This is a genomic window from Symbioplanes lichenis (assembly GCF_030709675.1).
Classification (GTDB): domain Bacteria; phylum Actinomycetota; class Actinomycetes; order Mycobacteriales; family Micromonosporaceae; genus Actinoplanes; species Actinoplanes lichenis.
The window spans coordinates 178,919-194,690 of record NZ_JAUZQD010000015.1 but is presented as its reverse complement, the minus strand read 5'-3'; the positions used below and the strand labels follow the sequence as shown (position 1 = coordinate 194,690).

The following is a 15,772-nucleotide window of genomic DNA, read 5'->3' as shown; positions in this document are numbered from 1 at the left end:
TTATCCGCGGTTGAGCCGGGCTTCGATACGGCTGCGCTCCGCCGTGGGGGTGAGTTTGGCGAACTGCTCGAGCGCGTCGCGGGCCTCGCCACCCACGCCCGACGGGACCTGCACCTCGAGGGTGACCAGCAGATCGCCGGCCTGACCGTCGCGGCGCTGCACGCCCTTGCCCCGGGCCCGGAGCGTCCGTCCGCTGGGCGTGCCCGGGGGCACCCGCAGCGTCACGGGACTGTCCAGGGTGGGCACGCGCAGATCCGTGCCGAGGACGGCCTCAGCGAAGGAGATCGGCACCGTGAGCGTGATGTCGTCGCCGTTGCGGCCGAACAGGTCGTCGGGGCGGACGCGGACCTGGACGTACAGGTCACCGGCCGGGCCGCCCTTCTCGCCCGGCTCGCCGCGGCCACTGAGCCGAATCCGCTGCCCGTCGGCGACACCGGCCGGGAAGCGGACGTTGATCGTGCGGTTCTTGGTGACACCGCCCGTGCCGCGGCACTCCGGGCACTTCTCCTCGACGATCGTGCCGGCGCCCTGACACTCGCGGCACGGCTCGGAGAAGCTGAACGACCCCTGGTTGCGGGAGATCAGCCCGGATCCGGCGCACTGCGGGCAGGTGCGCGGCGTGGTGCCCGGCTTGGCGCCGTTGCCGTGGCACGTGTCGCAGACGCCCGGCGAGCGCAGCGTCAGCGGCAGGGTCGTGCCCTTGACGGCGTGCGCGAAGTCGAGCGTGACCTCGGCCTCGACGTCACGGCCCCGTTGCGGCCCCCGTCGCCCCGGACCGCCTCCGGCGCCGCCGCCGGAGAATATCGAGCTGAAGATGTCCGAGAAGCCCGCGCCGCCGAAGCGCCGGTCGCCGGCACCCCCGCCAGGCGCGCCCGCCCCGGCACCACCAAACCCGCCGAAGAGGTCGGACGGGTCGAACGTGCCGCTGCCGCCCGCCCGGGCGCCCCGGCGGAACGCACCGGAGCCGAACAGCGAGCGCATCTCGTCGTACTCTTTGCGCTTCTTGTCGTCCGACAGCACGTCGTAGGCCTCGGACGCGGCCTTGAACCGCTCCTCCGCCTCGGTGTTGCCCGGGTTGTGGTCCGGGTGGTTCTCCCGGGCCAGCTTCCGGTACGCCTTCTTGATCTCGTCGGCGGAGGCGGACTTGCCCACCCCGAGAACGGCGTAGAAGTCCTTTTCCAGCCAGTCCTTGGAACTCATTCAGCCCACCTCCTCACGAGACGTCGGGTACGAGGCGTCCCGCCCGCCTCGCGGCGGGCGGGACAGATGTCGGTCACTCGGGGTCGGCGACCGCGACCATGGCGGGCCGCAGCAGCCGCTCACCCAGCTGGTAACCGCGGCGCATGACCTCGACGCAGGTCGTCTCCGTGACGTCGGCCGACGTCAGGTGGGCGACCGCCTCGTGCCGGGTCGGGTCGAAGGGGTCGCCCTTCTCCCCGAACGCGACCAGCCCGAACTTGCTCGCCGCCGCCGAGAGGGACTCGGCGACCGTGGCGAACGGTCCGACCAGGTCGCCGTGCTCCCGGGCCCGGTCGATGTCGTCGAGCACCGGGAGCAGCGCCGTCAGCACCGCCCCGGTGGTCTGCTCGGCCGCGGCACTGCGGTCGCGGTCGACGCGCTTGCGGTAGTTCGCATACTCCGCCGTCACGCGCTGGAGGTCGCGGGTGCGGTCCTCCAGCTCGCTCCGCAGGGCCTCCAGCTCGGCACCGAGGGCCGGCGCCGGGGCCACCTCGTCCTCCGGCTCCTCGGCGGCGCGGTGGGCGCCGCCCTTGGACTCCTTCGGCTCCGAGGGCTGCGTGGCCTCCTCGGACTCCTTGGTCACCGTGGTGTCCTCGCTCTTCACGTCGATCTTGCGGCGATCGCGGATGACGACGCGCTCGGTCGCCTGACCGTCGTTCTCGTCGTCCGCGCGGCTCACTTCTTGTCGTCCTCGACGATCTCGGCGTCGACGACGTCGTCGTTGCCACCGGCCTGCGGACCCGCGGCACCGGCACCGGCGGCACCCGCACCGGGACCACCCGCGGCACCGGCGGCACCCGGGGCACCGTCGGGGCCGGGCTCGCCCTGGGCGGCGTCGGCCTGCTGCTGCGCGTAGAGCTGGGAGCCGGCCTGCTGCGAGACCGTGGCCAGCTTCTCGTGGGCCGCCTTGATCTTCTCGATGTCGCTGCCGCCCAGCGCGCCGCGCAGGTCGCCCAGCGCCTCGCTGATCTCGGTGCGCGACTGCTCGGGAAGCTTGTCGCCACTCTCGGCGAGGAACTTCTCGGTCTGCCACTGCAGCTGCTCGGCGAGGTTGCGCGTCTCCGCGTCCTCCTTGCGCTGCTTGTCCTCGTCGGCGTGGTCCTGGGCGTCGCGCATCATGCGCTCGATGTCGTCCTTCGGCAGCGCGGAGCCGCCGGTGATCGTCATCTTCTGCTCCTTGCCGGTGCCCAGGTCCTTCGCGTGGACGTTCACGATGCCGTTGGCGTCGATGTCGAAGGTCACCTCGATCTGCGGCACATTGCGGGGCGCCGGCGGGAGGCCGGTCAGCTCGAAGGTGCCGAGCTTCTTGTTGTACGCCGCGATCTCGCGCTCGCCCTGGAAGACCTGGATCAGCACGGACGGCTGGTTGTCGTCGGCCGTCGTGAAGACCTCGGAGCGCTTGGTCGGGATCGTGGTGTTGCGCTCGATGAGCTTGGTGAAGATGCCGCCCTTGGTCTCGATGCCCAGCGACAGCGGGGTCACGTCGAGCAGGAGGACGTCCTTGACCTCACCCTTGAGCACGCCGGCCTGCAGGGCGGCGCCGACGGCGACGACCTCGTCCGGGTTGACGCCCTTGTTGGGGTCCTTGCCGGTGAGCGACTTGACCAGCTCGGTGACGGCGGGCATGCGGGTCGAGCCGCCGACCAGGATGACGTGGTCGACGTCGGCGACCTTGACGCCCGCGTCCTTGATGGCCTGCTCGAACGGGCCCTTGGTGCGGTCGAGCAGGTCCTGCGTCATGCGCTGGAACTCGGCCCGGCTCAGGGACATGTCGAGGTGCAGCGGGCCCGCCGGGCCGGCCGTGATGTAGGGCAGGTTGATGCTGGTCGTGGTGGCGGCGGAGAGCTCGATCTTCGCCTTCTCCGCGGCCTCGCGCAGGCGCTGCAGGGCCATCTTGTCGGCGCCCAGGTCGATGCCGTGCTCGCCGCGGAACGTCTTGACCAGGTGGTCGATGATCCGCTGGTCCCAGTCGTCGCCGCCGAGGTGGTTGTCACCGGAGGTCGACTTGACCTCGATGACGCCCTCGCCCAGCTCGAGCAGGGAGACGTCGAAGGTGCCGCCGCCGAGGTCGAAGACCAGGACGGTCTGCTCCTTGGTGCCCTTGTCCAGCCCGTAGGCCAGCGCGGCGGCCGTGGGCTCGTTGACGATGCGCAGGACGTTGAAGCCCGCGATCTCGCCGGCCTCCTTGGTGGCCTGGCGCTGCGCGTCGTTGAAGTAGGCCGGGACGGTGATGACCGCGTCGGTGACCGTCTCGCCCAGGTAGGCCTCGGAGTCCCGCTTGAGCTTCATCAGCACCCGCGCGGAGATCTCCTGCGGCGTGTACTTCTTGCCGTCGATGTCGATGGACCAGCTGGTGCCGACCTCACGCTTGACCGAACGGATGGTCCGGTCGGGGTTGGTCACCGCCTGGCGCTTGGCGACCTCACCGACGAGCACCTCGCCGTTGCGCGCGAAGGCGACGATGGACGGGGTCGTCCGGGAGCCCTCCGCGTTGGCGATGACGGTGGGCTCGCCTCCTTCCAGAACGCTGACGCAGGAGTTCGTGGTGCCGAGGTCGATGCCGACCGCACGTGCCATGTTCGCTTCCTCGCTTCTGATACGGCTGTGGTGCTCGGGGTCTGGTGCTGGGTCTTGCAAGTCTGCGGCCACAAGTTGAGTGGACCGGACTCAATGATGCCACGGGATCACCAGACCGCAAGTCGAAGTTGAGCGAAGGACGCGCAACCTTGGCGCCGAAGGTTCCTGTCCGGTCACGACGGGTGGGGTACCTGTTGTCTGCGATGCATAGATCGGGCACGCTTTACCCGTGACGACGCACGGTGACGCGGTCGGACCGTCGGCCCTGCCCGCCGTGACCGACAAGTCCGGAGCCATGGCAGCGACCGGCGAAGAGAAGGAGCGAGGCACCGACGTGCCCGCCGCGCCGCAGGATGCGGAGAAGGAGGCTCGCCCCCAGGGGGCAGAGCCCGAGCAGCCGTCCGCCGAAAAGACGCCCGAGCAGCCGGCCGAGGCCGGAAAGCCCGGGGTCGAGGCCGACGAGCCCGAGGTCGAAGCCGACGAGGCCAAGGCCGACGAGCTCAAGGCTGAAGCCGACGAGCCCAAGGCCGAGGCTGAGGAGCCCGAGGTCGAGGAGCCGGAGCCCAAGGCGAAGACCGAGCCTGTGGTCGAGAAGCCGGAGCCCGAGCCCGAGGCGAAGACCGAGCCCGAGGAGGCCGAGGCGACCGAGGTCGTCGCGGAGCCGGCGACTGAGGAGACCAAGGTCACTGAGGTCGCGGTCGCGGCTGAGGGCGACGAGGACGGCGACGAGCCGGTCGGGAAAGACGAGGAGCCGACCGGGAAGGACGAGGAGCCGGCGAAGCAGCCCGAGTGGCCCCCGCCGAGCGCCCCCGCCGCCGGGAACACGGTGACGACGCAGAAGCGGCCCGCCACCCTCGACGATCTCGCGCCGCTGCCCTTCGCGACGCCCCACACGGCAGCCGTGCCGACGATGGCCACGCCGAACCCGAAGGCGAAACCGAAGCCGAGGGCGACCCAGCCGGCGGCCATCACGGCGGCCCCGAGCGGCCCCGTGACCCCGGAGCTGCCCGCCGAGCCTCCGGCCGCGCTGGGCAAGCTCGCCACGGCGTTGTCGCGCCTGCGGGCGACGATCGGCGGGACGGCGTACCCGTTGGAGCTGGCCTCCGCCGAGGAAGCGGGACGGATCGGCACCGCCCTGGTCGCGCAGCTCGATGATTATCTGATGCCGCGCCTGGCCCGGCTCGACGCGCCGCTGCTGGTGGTCGTGGGCGGATCCACCGGCGCGGGCAAGTCGACGCTGGTCAACAGCCTGGTGCGGGCGCCCGTGAGCCAGGCCGGGGTGCTGCGGCCGACGACCCGGTCGCCGGTGCTGGTGAGTCACCCCAACGACTCGTCGTGGTTCCGCAAGGGTGAATTGCTGCCCGGGCTGGTGCGGACGGCGGAATCCACTTCGGACCCGCGGACGCTGCAGCTCGTCTCGGCGCCCGCGCTCGGGCCCGGCCTGGCGTTCCTCGACGCGCCCGACGTCGACTCGGTGGTCGAGGGCAACCGCAAACTGGCGGCGCAGCTGCTGGCGGCGGCGGACCTGTGGCTTTTCGTCACCACCGCGGCACGCTACGCGGACGCCGTACCGTGGGAACTGCTGAAGACGGCCCGGCTGCGCGGCACGGTGATCGCACTCGTGCTGGACCGCGTCCCGGGTGAGGCCGCCGCGGACATCACCGCGCACCTCACCGAGATGCTCGGCGAGCACGACATGGCGCAGGCGCCGCTCTTCATCCTGCCGGAGACCACGCTCGACCGGCAGGGGCTGCTGAGCGAGGACCTGATGCGCCCGCTGCACGACTGGTTCGCGCAGCTCGCGGCCGATGCCAACGCCCGGGCCGCCGTGGTCCGGCAGACGCTCGACGGCGCGCTCATCTCGCTCGCGCCGGCGGTCGAGGGTCTCGCGTCGGCCGCGGACGACCAGGCCGCCGCGGCGAAGGCGCTCGACGAACGGATCACCGCCGCCTATCGCACCGCCCGCCGCACGCTGGAGGACGGTCTCCAGGACGGCCGGCTGCTGCGTGGCGAGGTGCTGGCGCGGTGGCAGGAGTTCGTGGGGACGGGCGAGTTCCTCAAGATGCTGGAGTCGCGGGTCGGTCAGGTCCGGGACAAGATCGTCGCGGCGGTCACCGGCCGTCCGGCGCCGGGGCGCAACCTCAAGGCGGCACTCGAGTCGCAGCTGGTCACGCTGCTGCGCGGGGTCGCTGCCGATGCGGCCGAGCAGGCGTACACGTCATGGCAGGCCTTCCCGGCCGGCAGCGGCCTGCTCGTGCCGGAGCTGCAGAAGCCCGCGCCCGATCTCGCCGAGCGCGCCGAGCGGACCGTGCGCGACTGGCAGCAGTGGGTCCTGGACCTGGTGCGTACGGAGGCCGGCGACAAGCGGTTCGTCGCCCGCGGCGCCGCCTATGCGGTGAACGGCGTCGGGCTGGCCGTGATGATCGGCGTCTTCACGTCCACGGCGTTCATCCCGACCGGCGCCGAGGTGGCGGTCGGGGCGGGCACGACCGTGGCCGCCCAGAAGGTGCTCGAAGCGATCTTCGGTGACCAGGCGATCCGCACTCTCGCCGCCCGGGCGCGGGAGGACCTTCTGGCCCGCGTTAACGTGCTGCTCGACACCGAGGCGGCCCGGTTCACCGACCGCACCGCCGCCGTCGGGCTGGAGCTGGAGCCGGGCACCACGTTGCGGCAGGCCGTCGCGGACGTGGAGCGCGCCAGGAAGGAACTCGCGTTGACCGGGACGCCGTCATGAGCCTCGTCGAGAAGGTCAAGCGTGCCCTGGGCAGCGACGACCGGGTGGACGCCCGGCAGCTGACCGAGCGGCTGGACGCCCTGCAGCGCTTCCTGCGCGTCGCCGGGCCGCACCTGCCCGACCAGGACCTGGTCGCCGCGCACACGCTGGTCGAGCGGGCGGGCAGCCGGCTCGCCCTGTCGCAGGACCACACCGTGGTCGCGCTGGCGGGCAGCACCGGCAGCGGCAAGAGCAGCCTCTTCAACGCGCTCGCCCGGCTGAAGCTCTCTCCCGTCGGCGTGCGCCGGCCCACCACGGGCGTCGCGCACGCTTGCGTGTGGGGCCCGCTCGAACCGGCCAACAAGCTGCTCGACTGGGTCGGCGTCCTGCCCCGGCAGCGCTTCATCCGCGAGAGCGCCCTCGACGGCGAGGACGAGGCCGCGCTGCGCGGTCTGGTCCTGCTCGACCTGCCCGACTTCGACTCGATCGACCAGCGCCACCGGCTCGAGGTGGACCGGCTGCTCGGCCTGGTCGACCAGGTGGTCTGGGTCGTCGACCCGCAGAAGTACGGCGACCGGATCCTGCACAACGCCTACCTCAAGCAGTTCAAGTCGCACAGCGACGTGACCATCGTCGTCCTCAACCAGGCCGACCGGCTCACCCCGGCCGACACCGAGCTGGTGCTGACCGACCTCAAGCGGCTGCTCAAGGAGGACGGTCTCGACGGGGTGCCCGCCATGGCGACCTCCGCGAAGCAGCCCGGCATGCTGACCGAGCTGCGCGGCGCCCTCGAGAAGACGGTCGCCGAGCGGCAGGCCGCGCTGCGCCGGCTGGCCGGAGACCTCGACGCCGTCACCGAGCAGCTGTCGGCGACGATCGGACCGCCGGCGGCCGAGGACGAGATCGACCGCAGCACCGTACGGCAGCTCAGCGACGCCCTGGCCGCGTCGGCCGGAGTGCCCGCCGTGGCGGAGGCGACCGCCGGGGCGTACAAGCATCGCGCCCTCGCCAGCACGGGCTGGCCGCTGGTCCGCGGGCTGCGCAAGCTCCGCCCCGACCCGTTGAAGCGCCTGCACCTCGAGGAGCCGGCTCCTTCCACGGATCTGGTGCCTGTTTCGCGTACGTCGATCCCGGCGCCCGATGCCGCGCAGCAGTCGGCGGTCGGATTGTCCGTACGGGCGGTGGCCGCACGCGCAGCCGCCCCGATCCCCGAGGTCTGGGCCCCGGCGCTCGCCACGGCGTCCCGCTCGCGGCTCGGTGACCTGCCCGACGCGCTCGACCGCGCGGTGGCGAAGACCGATCTCGGCATGAGCCGCAAACCGATCTGGTGGACGATCGTGGGCGGCCTGCAGTGGCTCTTCACCATCGCGGCCGTCGCCGGGCTCGGCTGGCTGGTCGCCGGCTACGTCGTCCGCCTCCTCGGCCTGCCCGAACTGGACAATCCCCAGGTCGGCGTGGTGCCGGTGCCGACGTTGCTGCTGGTCGGCGGGCTGCTGCTCGGGTTGCTCCTGGCCCTGTTGCTGCGTCCGATCGTCAACGCGGCAGCGCGCCGGGCTCAGCGCCGGGCGGAGCAACGCCTGCGTCAAGCGGTCACCGAGGTGGGCCGGGAACACGTGGTCGCGCCGGTTCGCGAGGTGCTCAGTGCGTACGCCCAGGCGCGCGAGGCGCTCACCGTCGTCCGATCGGAATAGCGACCGCGGCGCCCGGCGCCGGTAGGCTCGCGACATGGCGGCACCTCAGAATCCGTACGACGCGGTCCTGCACGCGGCCCGCGACGTGGCGAAGCTCGGCTGCGCCCTGGACGCCGAGATGCTGGGCACCGCGCTCCTGGGCAGCGTCTACTCGATCGCCGAGCACGACCGGGCGGCGGCGGTGCGCGAGTTCGTCGGCGGCTTCCTCAGCGCGACCACCCGCCGGCGCACGGCCTCGGCGACCACGATCCGCGAGGTCTTCGCGGCCCTGGTCCCCGACGCCGACGGCGCCGCGGAGGTCCGCCGCGGCGCGCAGGCCCCGGCCTGGACGGCCCAGCTCGGCCGGGTCCGCCCGACCGGCTGCTACGCGTACGGGGACGTCTACGGCGACCAGACCTCCTACCTGGTGACCTTCGCCTACGACGACGAGGAGGGCGGCCCCGAGCACGCCGTCGTCGCCCTCGTCGACCACAACATCGGCATCACCAAGGACGTCTTCGTCGGCGGCCCCGCCGAGCGCATCCTCGGCCAGGTCCGCCAGATGTGCCTCGGCGACGAGCTCACCTGGTTCCGCGAGGAGGACCCGGCCCGCCTCCGCGGCGAGGTCCACCGGCACCTCGAGATCACCGACGAGCTGACCAGCCTCCCCCAGGACGGCAGCCTCGCCACCGACCGCGCCCTGGCCACCGCCCGGCTCGCCCTCCTCCCGCAGTCGACCGTCCCGGTCCCGGCCGACTCGCCGGAGCTCAGCGGACCCGGCCGCGAGACTCTCCTGCGCGACTTCCTCAAGTCGCCGGAAGCCGCGCGCTTCGGCATCGACCGCATCTCCGCCGACGACGAGCTGGCCTCGCTCCACTTCTGCCTCTCACTCCTGCTCGACCACGCCGAGAGCCTCCCCGACCCCGACCCACTGCGCTGGAGCCCCGCCGTCGCCGGCCTCTTCCTGCTCGACTGGGTCCACCGGCGCGCGGTCCTCGACATGGACGACGCCGCGATGCTCCCGCGGGTCACGCGCGCCTGGTCGGCGTACGCGATGCGCAAGCGCGGCCTCCCCGAAGCCGCCGCCGAGCAGACCGACGACGTGCTGGAGGAGATGGTGCCGGAGTTCGCCCGGCTCTACGCCACGGGCGAGAAGCGCAGCCCGGAGACGGCCGCGGTGGCCCAGCTGATCTCCGAAGGCGTCGACCCGGACGACCCCGCCGCCATCGACGCCTGGATCGAGACGAACCGCAACCGGCTCGCGGACGACAACTGATCATTTGCCGTACGCGGCCCCGCGCGCGACCGGCTCGCGGGTCGGCTCGGCCGGGCTGTCCGCCGGGGTGGCTCTCGCGCGGCATGAGCTGATGGCGGCTTGCGTCGCGGCGGCCCTGGGCGGTGGCGGCTTGCGTCGCGGCGGCCCTGGGCGGTGGCGGCTTGTGTCGCGGCGGCCCTGGGCGGTGGCGGCTTGTGTCGCGGCGGCCCTGGGCGGTGGCGGCTTGGTCAGCGGCGGTGGCGGTGGGTGCCCGGGTCGGCGTGATGGCGGCCGGGGCGGGAGCTGCGATGCTGCGCCGGCGTCCGGGCTTCGTCCGAGTTGTGCCGATTGCCGGCCCGGTGACTGCCCCGATAGGTGCGCGCCGGCTCGGCCCGCCGCGAGTCCGCCCGGGCGGCGACGACGTTGTGGCGGTGACTGTTGTGGGTCCGGTGGGCGGGGCTGAGCTGCTTGCTGTTGTACGGGCTTTCGGTCATCACTGACCTCCGGTGAAAGTCGGAGCGGACGGCACGAACCGTCCGATGGGCTCGTTCCTCGTGCTCGGACGCGTCCTGCTCGTCCCGGTAGCCACGCTCACAGTCCTCATCGCTCCCACCACCGTCACCGTCGCCTCGCCCACCGCCGTTGTCGTCGCCGCCACCGTGGTGGTTGCCGTCGTCGTCGCCGGAGTCGTAGCGGTTTCCGTCGTCGTCGCTGGAGTCGTGGTGGTTTCCGTCGTCGTCGCTGGAGTCGTGGTGGTTTCCGTCGTCGTCGTTGGAGTCGTCGTCTCTGTGACCGGCGTCGCCGTCGTCGCTGTCATCGACGTCGTCGGGTGCGTTGTCCTTGTCGGCGTCACCGTCGTCGGCGTAATCGTCGGTTGCATCGGCGTCGCCTGCGTGGTCGCCGGCGGCGTCGTCGTCGTTGGCGTGGTCGCTGCCGGTGTTGTCGTCCGGGTCGGTTCGGCCGGGGATGTCGATGTCGCCTACCGGGTGGCGGCCGGGGTCGGCGGGCCAGTCGGGCCAGCCCGGGTCGACCGGCCAGTCCGGCAGTCCGGGCTCGTCCGGGTGATCAGGCTCGGTCGGCGAGCCCGGCTCCGGCGAGGTGGGCGCGGGCGAGCTTGGCGTCGGCGAGGTGGGAGAAGCCGGCGAGGTGGGGAAAGCCGGCGAGCTCGGTGAGTTGGGCGAGTTCGGAGACGCCGGCGAGCCGGGCCGGGCGGGCGCCGGCGAGGAGCTGGGCCTGGCGGGCGCCGCCGGCGAGCCGGGCCGGGCAGGTGCGGCCGGGGAGCCGGGCCGGGCAGGGGCGGCCGGCTTGCGCGGGGACGCGGAACGGTCCCGCCGTGAGAAGGCGGGCTCGTCCCGGCCCGGCCTGCCTTCGGACTGCCACGTGTCACGCCAACCGCCGTCACCCCCACGAGAGGGCGGCGACTTGGAAGACCCCGCAGACGAACGGGCGCCGGACGACGACCCGGGACGCGGCGACCCAGGACCGGACGGCGAGGCGGGACCCGGCGGCGAGACCGAGCCAGGCGGGACTGTTGGACCGGGGGCCACCCCGGCGCCCGGCGTCGTCGTTCCTTTGTGGGTGGGGGGCGGGGTGCTCTGGTCGTACCCGCGGGGCTTCTTCTTCTGTTGTTGACCTTGGGGTCCGACCCCGTTGGAGCCGGACGACGGCGCCGGGGAGACGCGGACCGGGCCGGTGGAGACGGGCGGGATGAACGGGATGTCGGTGACGGGCGGGCGGTTTTCGGCGAGCTCATTCGAGCCGGCGGTGATCGCGGCGAGGGTCGGAAGCGACGCCAGTCCCACCAGCATCACCACTATCAGCACATAACGACGGGTCGGGCCGGTGAAGCCCTCGGCGCTGTAGACGCCGTTGAGGCGTTTGCGCAGGACTTTGATCGGCGGCACGAGCCCGTCGTCGTCCGGTTGCTCCCGCACGGCCGCCACCCTCCCCAAGAGTCAAAGATCCACATGGATCCGTTTCGGCTAGTGGGGGCAACGATGAACAGGGCTTCGGGCTGCGGCGGCAACGCGTCGTTCCGACGGAAGTGACGGTACGAATTCCTCTTATTCGGACAAATGCTCCACAAGGTGGGATCGCCGCACCGCGCGCGAAACCACCACTTCGAAGACGGCAAGATTTCAGATCTGTGATCAGGCTGACCTGTGGCGCCACTCACGTTCTCTGCGAGGATGAGGGTCGACGGCACCGCCGCCGTCACTCGCGATCTGCGGGGACGCGGTGGGGGTCGTCACTCCCCGGCGGGGTCTGTGATCACGCCGACGGGCCGCGCGGCAACCTCACCCGGGCCAGGCGCGGCGCACCATTGGTCCGCCGCGCGGCCGGGCAACACCCGCCGTGGGCGATTTGGAGAACAGGGAGACACGGATGGCGAACGGCGAAAGCGAAGTCGGGGCTGACCCGGCAGGCGGTTTCGTTCAACTGCTCACCCCCGACGGTGAGCGCGTCGACAGCGTCACCACGGCGGAGGGCGTGACCTACTCGGTCAGCTTCACCGACGAGGAGTACCGAGGGCTCTACCAGGACCTGGTCACGGTGCGCCGGCTGGATGCCGAGGCCACCGCCCTGCAGCGCCAGGGCGAGCTGGGCATCTGGGCGAGCCTGCTGGGTCAGGAGGCGGCCCAGGTCGGCTCGGGCCGCGCGCTCCGGCCGCAGGACATGGCCTTCCCCACCTATCGCGAGCACGGCGTGCTCTACACCCGGGGCATCGACCCGATCATGCCGTTCGGGCTGTTCCGCGGCGTCGACCAGGGCGGCTGGGACGCGAACGAGTTCAAGTTCAACCCGTACACGATCGTCATCGGCGCGCAGACGCTGCACGCTACCGGCTACGCCATGGGCATCACCATGGACGGCAAGACCGGCGCCGGGGACGGCGAGGCGGTCATCGCGTACTTCGGGGACGGCGCCACCAGCCAGGGCGAGGTCAACGAGGCGTTCGTGTGGTCGGGTGTCTTCCACGCGCCGATCGTGTTCTTCTGCCAGAACAACCAGTACGCCATCTCCGAGCCCCTCGAGCGGCAGACGCGCATCCCGCTCTACCGCCGCGCGAACGGCTTCGGCTTCCCGGGCGTACGCATCGACGGCAACGACGTGCTGGCCACCTATGCCGTCACGCGCACCGCCCTCGACAACGCGCGCCAGGGCCAGGGGCCGACGCTGATCGAGGCGTACACGTACCGGATGGGTGCGCACACCAGCTCCGACGACCCGACCCGCTACCGCATCGCGAGCGAGGTCGAGTCGTGGAAGGCGAAGGACCCGATCAGCCGGCTCAAGACGTTCCTCGTCAAGCAGGAGATCGCCGGCGAGGAGTTCTTCGGCCAGGTCGACGAGGATGCCCGTACGCTCGCCCTCAGCCTGCGCGAGCGGGTGCTCGCCATGCCTGACCCCCAACCGGTCACGATGTTCGACAACGTCTATCCCCACGGTTCGCCGCTCCTGGACGCCCAGCGAGCGGAGTTCTCCCGGTACCACGCTTCGTTCGAAGGGAGCGCGCACTGATGACCGAGACGCTGACTCTTGGCAAGGCCCTCAACCACGGCCTGCGCCGCGCCCTGGAGAGCGACTCCAAGGTCGTGATCATGGGTGAGGACGTCGGCAAGCTGGGCGGCGTCTTCCGGATCACCGACGGCCTGCAGAAGGACTTCGGTGACAACCGAGTCATCGACACCCCGCTCGCCGAGGCCGGCATCGTCGGCACCGCGGTCGGCCTCGCCATCCGCGGCTACCGGCCGGTGTGCGAGATCCAGTTCGACGGCTTCGTCTTCCCGGCCTACAACCAGATCGTCGGCCAGGTCGCGAAGATGTTCTACCGCTCGCTGGGCAAGCAGCGGCTCCCGATCGTCATCCGCATCCCCTACGGCGGCGGCATCGGCGCGGTCGAGCACCACTCCGAGTCGCCCGAGGCCTATTTCGCGCACACCCCCGGCCTCAAGGTCGTCACGTGCTCGAACCCGGCCGACGCGCACGTGATGATCCAGCAGGCGATCGCCTCGGACGACCCGATCATCTTCTTCGAGCCGAAGCGCCGCTACTGGGAGAAGGGCGAGGTCGACCTCGAGCTGCCCCTCGACCGGGCCTACCCGCTGCACGCCTCCCGCGTCGCGCGCGAGGGGACGGACGCGACCCTCATCGCGTACGGGCCGATGGTGCGCGTGGCTCTCGACGCCGCCGCCGCGGCGGAGGAGGACGGCCGCAGTCTCGAGGTCATCGACCTGCGCACGTTGTCGCCGCTCGACCTCGACCCGGTGTACGCGTCGGTGCGCAAGACCGGTCGTGCCGTGATGGTGCATGAAGCACCCAGCAACATCGGTCTCGGCGCCGAGGTCGCCGCCCGGGTCACCGAGGAGTGCTTCTACTCGCTCGAGGCCCCGGTGCTGCGCGTCACGGGCTACGACATTCCCTACCCGGCCGCCCGCGTCGAGGAGGAGTACCTCCCCGACCTGGACCGCGTGCTCGACGCCGTCGACCGCGCGTTCGGCTGGTGACGCGGATGTCCCGCATCAAAGACTTCACCCTGCCCGATCTCGGCGAGGGCCTGACCGAGGGCGAGATCCTGACCTGGCTCGTCGAGGTCGGCGACACGATCGAGCTCAACCAGCCGATCGTCGAGGTCGAGACGGCGAAGGCCGCGGTCGAGATCCCGGCGAAGTGGGGCGGCGTGATCGCGCGCATCCACGTCGAGGCCGGGACGACGGTCGAGGTGGGCGCGACCATCGTGTCCATCGACACCGATCCGTCGGCGGGGCCGCTGCCGTCCGGTCCGGTTCCGTCGGCCGAGTCGCTGGCAGCCGTGGAGGTCGCGCCGGCCGAGGGTGCCGTCGAGCCCGGGCTGATCGGCGGTCCGGCGCCGGGTGGGCGGACGGCTGTTCTCGTCGGGTACGGCCCCCGGACCGTCACCGCGAAGCGCCGCCCGCGCGCGGGCTCGGCACCTGTTGCGTCGGCTCCTGTCGCGGCGGCCCCGGTTGCGTCGGCCCCCGTCACGCAGCCTCCCGTCGCGCCGGTCCCGGCTGCTCCGGAACCGGTGCGCTCCGGGCCGGTCCTGGCCAAGCCGCCCGTACGGAAGCTGGCCAAGGATCTTGGTGTTGATCTCGCCACGATCGTCGGCACCGGGCCGCTCGGGTCGATCACGCGCGACGATCTGCAGGCCGCGGTCGCCGCTCCCGCCCCCGTCGTCGCCCCGGCGCCCGTCGCGGCGCCGTCGTTCGACACCTCGCGGGAGCAGCGGCTGCCGATCAAGGGCGTCCGGAAGCTCACCGCCGAGAACATGGTGGCCTCCGCCTTCACCGCGCCGCACGTCACGGAGTTCCTCACCGTGGACATGACCCGCTCGATGAAGGTGCTGGAGCGGCTGAAGGGCCGGCCCGAGTTCCGGGACGTGCGCCTCTCGCCGCTGCTCCTGGTGGCCAAGGCCGTGCTGCTCGCGATCAAGCGGCATCCGATGGTCAACTCGACGTGGTCGGCGGCGACGAACGAGATCGTCGTCAAGGAGTACGTCAACCTGGGCATCGCCGCGGCCACCGAACGCGGCCTCATCGTGCCCAACATCAAGGACGCCGGGCGGCTGACCCTGCGTGAGCTGGCCGACGCGCTCAACGCCCTGGTCCAGGTGGCCAAGTCGGGCAAGACGCCGCCGTCCGACATGGCGGGCGGGACGTTCTCGATCACCAACGTCGGCGTCTTCGGCGTCGACACGGGTACGCCCATCCTGCCGCCGGGCGAGGCGGCGATCTTGGCCTTCGGCGCCGTCCGGCCGATGCCCTGGGTGCACAAGGACAAGATCAAGGTGCGCCAGGTCACGACGCTGGGGCTGTCCTTCGACCACCGGATCGTCGACGGCGAGCTGGGCTCGAAGTTCCTGCGGGACATCGGCGCCTTCCTCACCGACCCGGAGGGCGCACTGCTCGCCTGGACCTGACATTCGACGCTGACCCTGCTTGCTCGCCTTCGATCCGTAGGTGAGTAAGCGGGATCACCCCCATATTCGTTGGCACCTCCGGTTACGGCGCGGTTAAATGGACCCAGCGCCGGAAGTTCCGGGCGCGTCCGACACGGCCCACGAGGCCAGGGGGAGCAGCACCGCGATGAGCACCATCGACCGCATCCGTAACCGCCGCATTGCCAAGCGTGACGCTCGGGCCATCGAGCGGGCCATGAGCGCGGCGCCGACCCGCGCCATGCGGGACGAGCTCGCGATCTTCGCCCAGCGGCAGCGCATCTTCTGATCGGCTCGGGCCCGCCGCTCCGGGCCCGGCCACCCCGCCCGCCGTTCCGATCGCCTCCCGGTCGGAGCGGCGG

At 71.8% G+C, this 15,772-nt stretch carries 11 protein-coding genes; 7 read left to right on the top strand and 4 right to left on the bottom strand.

What is annotated here, in order from left to right:
• From dnaJ to dnaK, 3 genes are all read right to left on the bottom strand, one after another.
• Positions 1-1,200: a molecular chaperone DnaJ gene (gene dnaJ, locus RAN62_RS32095; RefSeq protein ID WP_305788572.1), complete on the bottom strand. Its 1,200-nt coding sequence runs from the start codon at positions 1,198-1,200 to the stop codon at positions 1-3.
• Positions 1,201-1,273: 73 nt separating this feature from the next.
• Positions 1,274-1,918, bottom strand: coding sequence for a nucleotide exchange factor GrpE (gene grpE / locus RAN62_RS32090; RefSeq protein ID WP_305788571.1), 645 nt, complete (start codon positions 1,916-1,918; stop codon positions 1,274-1,276).
• Positions 1,915-3,816, bottom strand: a complete 1,902-nt coding sequence (dnaK, locus tag RAN62_RS32085; RefSeq protein ID WP_305788570.1) for a molecular chaperone DnaK — start codon at positions 3,814-3,816, stop codon at positions 1,915-1,917. The genes grpE and dnaK overlap by 4 nt, the downstream gene beginning before the upstream one ends.
• Before the next feature lie 910 nt (positions 3,817-4,726).
• Here dnaK and RAN62_RS32080 point away from each other — a divergent pair.
• From RAN62_RS32080 to RAN62_RS32070, 3 genes are read left to right on the top strand one after another with little or no spacing between them, the layout of a single operon-like run.
• Positions 4,727-6,550 (top strand): GTPase family protein, encoded by a 1,824-nt coding sequence (locus tag RAN62_RS32080; RefSeq protein WP_438874583.1) that lies wholly within the window; start codon positions 4,727-4,729, stop codon positions 6,548-6,550.
• On the top strand, positions 6,547-8,220 hold the full coding sequence (locus tag RAN62_RS32075) for a GTPase family protein (RefSeq protein WP_305788569.1): 1,674 nt from the start codon (positions 6,547-6,549) through the stop codon (positions 8,218-8,220). Before RAN62_RS32080 ends, RAN62_RS32075 begins: the two co-directional genes overlap by 4 nt.
• A gap of 34 nt (positions 8,221-8,254) precedes the next feature.
• Positions 8,255-9,475: a hypothetical protein gene (locus RAN62_RS32070; RefSeq protein WP_305788568.1), complete on the top strand. Its 1,221-nt coding sequence runs from the start codon at positions 8,255-8,257 to the stop codon at positions 9,473-9,475.
• Positions 9,476-9,702: 227 nt separating this feature from the next.
• On the opposite strand, the gene RAN62_RS32065 is transcribed toward RAN62_RS32070, so the two are convergent.
• On the bottom strand, positions 9,703-11,388 hold the full coding sequence (locus tag RAN62_RS32065) for a hypothetical protein (protein WP_305788567.1): 1,686 nt from the start codon (positions 11,386-11,388) through the stop codon (positions 9,703-9,705).
• 451 nt (positions 11,389-11,839) lie between these two features.
• Between RAN62_RS32065 and pdhA the strand changes: the two genes are divergently transcribed.
• The 4 genes from pdhA (at position 11,840) to RAN62_RS32045 (ending at position 15,699) form a co-directional block, all read left to right on the top strand.
• Complete coding sequence (gene pdhA / locus RAN62_RS32060) at positions 11,840-12,976, top strand: pyruvate dehydrogenase (acetyl-transferring) E1 component subunit alpha (protein ID WP_305788566.1); 1,137 nt, start codon at positions 11,840-11,842, stop codon at positions 12,974-12,976.
• On the top strand, positions 12,973-13,962 hold the full coding sequence (locus RAN62_RS32055) for an alpha-ketoacid dehydrogenase subunit beta (protein ID WP_305788643.1): 990 nt from the start codon (positions 12,973-12,975) through the stop codon (positions 13,960-13,962). The genes pdhA and RAN62_RS32055 overlap by 4 nt, the downstream gene beginning before the upstream one ends.
• A 5-nt stretch (positions 13,963-13,967) precedes the next feature.
• A complete protein-coding gene (locus RAN62_RS32050) occupies positions 13,968-15,392 on the top strand; it encodes a dihydrolipoamide acetyltransferase family protein (protein ID WP_305788565.1) in 1,425 nt (474 codons plus the stop codon).
• 166 nt (positions 15,393-15,558) lie between these two features.
• A complete protein-coding gene (locus RAN62_RS32045; RefSeq protein ID WP_305788564.1) occupies positions 15,559-15,699 on the top strand; it encodes a hypothetical protein in 141 nt (46 codons plus the stop codon).
• Positions 15,700-15,772: the final 73 nt, after the last annotated feature.